Source organism: Pyxidicoccus fallax (assembly GCF_012933655.1).
Lineage (GTDB): Bacteria > Myxococcota > Myxococcia > Myxococcales > Myxococcaceae > Myxococcus > Myxococcus fallax.
Window position 1 is genome coordinate 1 of sequence record NZ_JABBJJ010000647.1, and the last position, 2,521, is coordinate 2,521.

Sequence of the window (2,521 nt, forward strand, 5' to 3'; positions counted from 1 at the left end):
GTGCGGGTGGATGCCTCGGGCGGGGGCGCGGGCCTGGGGCTGCGCCGCATCCTCGAACACAGCGACACGGTGGCCGTGCGTGTGTCCGTGGGACGTGAGTCACGCGTCGTGTGCGTGGTGGACCTGGGAGAGGCGCGCCGCCGCGCCACCCAACCGAAGTCTCTGTTGTTCTGTCTTCAATGAGGTCAGGGCCGGTGGATAGCCAGGGTTCCAACGCCATCATCAGCCGGCTCCGCGTGGGCACCATCACCCACGTTCGGATTTCCGGGGTCATCGACGAAACCTTCCCGCTGACGGCCAGCAGCCCGGAGCTCAACGGACTGCTGGTGGTCGACCTGGGACGCGTGGAGCGCATCAGCTCCTTCGGCGTGCGTCGGTGGATTGAGTTCGCGGCCAAGCTGCCCCCCGGGGCGCTGGGGCTGTACGTCGTGCACGCGCCGCCGGTGATGGTGGACCAGCTCAACATGGTGGAGGGCTTCGCCGGCGTGGCGCGGGTGCTCTCCATGCTGGCGCCATACACCTGCCGCACCTGCAACGAAGAGCGGATGCGGGTGGTGAACCTGCTGGACGAGGCCGAGGTCATCGCCCAGGAGCGCGTGCCCGAGCACACCTGCCCCGTGTGCTCCCACCCGCTGGAGTTCGCGGACCTGCCGGGCGAGTTCTTCGACTACGCGCGCCGCCAGCAGTTCGGCACGGTGGACCCGGTGGTGATGCGCTACCTGCGGGCCAGCATGCCGGCGGAGCAGCCGGAGCTGACGCAGCACCTGAAAATCGTCCAGGACGACATCACCTACATCACCCTGGCCAGCGCGCTGAAGGGCGACCTCAACGTGCGCCGGCTGGCGTCCGGCCTGGAGGGGCGCGTCGGCTTCGACTTCAGCCACGTCAGCAAGGTGGAGCCGGAGGCGCTGCCCAAGCTGGAGCAGGTGCTGGAGATGGCCTCGCAGGGCGCCCAGGTGGTGCTGTGCCGGGTGCCGCCGCCCGTGCTCGCGGTGCTGGCGCGCTCGTCGCGCAACCCGCCGGTGCGCATGGCCACGCTGTGGCTGCCCTGCGACTGCCGCAACTGCGGGAAGGTGAGCCACCAGCGCATCCAGGCCGCGGACTACCTGGCCCGGCTGCGCACGAACCAGTCCGTCGCGGCCACGCAGTGCCCCATCTGCGGCGGCGAGGCCCAGGTGCCCCACATGCCCCAGCTCCAGGGCCTGCTGGCGCGCATGCAGCTCACCGACAGGCCGCTGGACGACATGGAGGGGCTGGAGCCTCGCGCCCTCAGCCAGTACCTCTTCGGCTCCACGAACATCGACCCCAACGCGAAGCAGGGGGCGTCCACCGACATCTCGAACTCGCTGGGCAACACCAAGCTGAACATCATCCGCCGGCTGGGGCAGGGCGGCATGGCGGAGGTCTTCCTCGCCAAGCAGGTCGGCGTGAAGGGCTTCGAGAAGTTCGTGGTGATGAAGAAGATTCTCCCGCAGTTCGCGGAGAACCCCGAGTTCGTCGACATGCTCTTCGCGGAGGCGCGCGCCAACGCGCGGCTGACGCACCCCAACGTCGTGCAGACCTTCGACGTGGGCGTGTCCGACGGCGTGGCGTACATCCTCATGGAGTACGTGCGCGGGCCGGACCTCAAGAAGCTGGTGAACGAGCTGCGGCGCAAGGGGCTGGCGCTGCCCCTGGAGCACGCGCTGCGCATCGTCGCGGAGGTGGCCGCGGGCCTGCACTACGCGCACAGCTACGTGGACCCGGCGGGCACGCCGCACCCGGTGGTGCACCGGGACGTCAGCCCGCACAACGTCCTCATCTCGCTCGACGGCGCCATCAAGCTGAGCGACTTCGGCATCGCCAAGGTGGCCGGAGAGGAGAACACCCAGGCCGGCGTGCTGAAGGGGAAGATTTCGTACATCTCCCCGGAGGCGGCGTCCGGGCGCGCGTTGGACGCGCGCAACGACGTCTTCGCCCTGGGCGTGGTGCTCTTCGAGCTGCTCACCGGCCAGCTGCCGTTCCGCAGGGACCACGACGCGGCCACGCTCAACGCCATCGTCCGCGAGCCGGCGCCGGTGCCCTCGCAGCTCAAGCCGACCATTCCGCAGGACGTGTCGGACCTCATCCTCCGCGCGCTGGTGAAGGACCCGGCGCGGCGCACGCCGTCGGCCGCGGCGCTGCGCGAGGAGCTTGAGGCGGTGATGGCCCACCACCGGCTCAACTCGTCTCCGGCGGCGGTGGCCCAGTTCTTCAAGGACACGCTGGGGGACCGGCTGGTGGAGTTCGCGCCGTCGACCACCACGGGCACCGGCAGCCACCCGCGTCCCATGCCCTCGGGCACGGGCAGCGGGAATGTCTCCACGGGCGAGATGGCCGCTCCCACCGACGGGCGCACGCCTGGCCGGGGTAGCGGCTCCCACCCGGCGACCACGGGCAGCGGCCCGCGTCCGGCGACGGGCAGCACGCCCCGCCCCATGACGCCGCCGCCCGTCGCCTCGCCCCGTCCGCCGGCGAGCGTTGGCGCGGGCAATGCCCTGCG

General features: G+C 70.8%; 1 protein-coding gene and 1 pseudogene. Both read left to right on the forward strand.

Going from position 1 to position 2,521, the window contains the following annotated elements; genetic code table 11:
* A pseudogene (locus HG543_RS53035) lies at positions 1–183 on the forward strand (hypothetical protein); the annotation flags it as partial.
* Positions 184–194: 11 nt separating this feature from the next.
* On the forward strand, positions 195–2,521 hold a 2,327-nt coding region (locus HG543_RS53040; protein ID WP_343073669.1), incomplete at its 3' end, for a serine/threonine-protein kinase.